This is a genomic window from Amorphus sp. 3PC139-8 (assembly GCF_040750475.1).
Lineage (GTDB): Bacteria > Pseudomonadota > Alphaproteobacteria > Rhizobiales > Amorphaceae > Amorphus.
On the sequence record NZ_JABJVY010000077.1, the window covers coordinates 1 to 1,196 of the forward strand.

Annotated in this window: 1 protein-coding gene; it reads right to left on the bottom strand. The window is 64.0% G+C overall.

Going from position 1 to position 1,196, the window contains the following annotated elements; all coding sequences use genetic code 11:
• On the bottom strand, nucleotides 1-1,191 hold the full coding sequence (gene tuf / locus HNS03_RS25690) for an elongation factor Tu (protein ID WP_367198889.1): 1,191 nt from the start codon (nucleotides 1,189-1,191) through the stop codon (nucleotides 1-3).
• Nucleotides 1,192-1,196: the final 5 nt, after the last annotated feature.

Genomic DNA, 1,196 nt, shown 5'->3' on the forward strand with positions numbered 1-1,196 from the left:
TTATTTGATGATCGACGCGACGACGCCTGCACCGACGGTGCGGCCGCCTTCGCGGATGGCGAAGCGGAGCTGCTCTTCCATCGCGATCGGCACGATCAGCTCGACCTCGATCTCCACGTTGTCGCCCGGCATCACCATTTCCGTGCCTTCCGGAAGCGTGACAACGCCGGTCACGTCCGTCGTGCGGAAATAGAACTGCGGACGATAGTTCGTGAAGAACGGCGTGTGCCGACCGCCCTCTTCCTTCGTCAGGATGTACGCCGACGCCTTGAACTTCGTGTGCGGCGTCACCGACCCCGGCTTGCACAGAACCTGCCCGCGCTCCACGTCGTCGCGGTCGATACCGCGCAAAAGCGCGCCGATATTGTCGCCCGCCTGGCCCTGATCCAGCAGCTTGCGGAACATCTCCACGCCGGTCACCGTCGTCTTCTTGGTGTCCTTGATGCCGACGATCTCGACTTCCTCGCCCACCTTAACGATGCCGCGCTCCACACGACCCGTCACGACCGTGCCGCGGCCGGAGATCGAGAACACGTCTTCGATCGGCATCAGGAACGCGCCGTCAACCGGACGCTCCGGCGTCGGGATGTAGGCGTCCACTTCCCGCATCAGCTCCAGGATCGCGTCGTGGCCGAGCTTGGCGTCGCCATTCTCAAGCGCCACAAGCGCAGACCCCTTCACGATCGGAATGTCGTCGCCGGGGAAGTCGTAGGACGACAGAAGCTCGCGAACCTCAAGCTCCACCAGCTCCAGAAGCTCCTCGTCGTCGACCATGTCGCACTTGTTGAGGAACACCACGATCGCCGGAACGCCAACCTGGCGCGCAAGCAGGATGTGCTCGCGCGTCTGCGGCATCGGACCGTCCGCCGCGGACACCACCAGGATCGCGCCGTCCATCTGCGCCGCGCCCGTGATCATGTTCTTCACGTAGTCGGCGTGGCCGGGGCAGTCCACGTGCGCGTAGTGACGGTTCTCCGTCTCGTACTCAACGTGCGCCGTCGAGATCGTGATGCCGCGCGCCTTCTCCTCGGGCGCAGCGTCGATCTGGTCGTACGCCTTGAACGTCGCGCCGCCCGTCTCCGCCAACACCTTCGTGATCGCTGCCGTCAACGACGTCTTGCCGTGGTCAACGTGCCCAATCGTTCCGATGTTCACGTGCGGCTTGCTGCGAGAAAACTTCTCCTTCGCCATCGGCG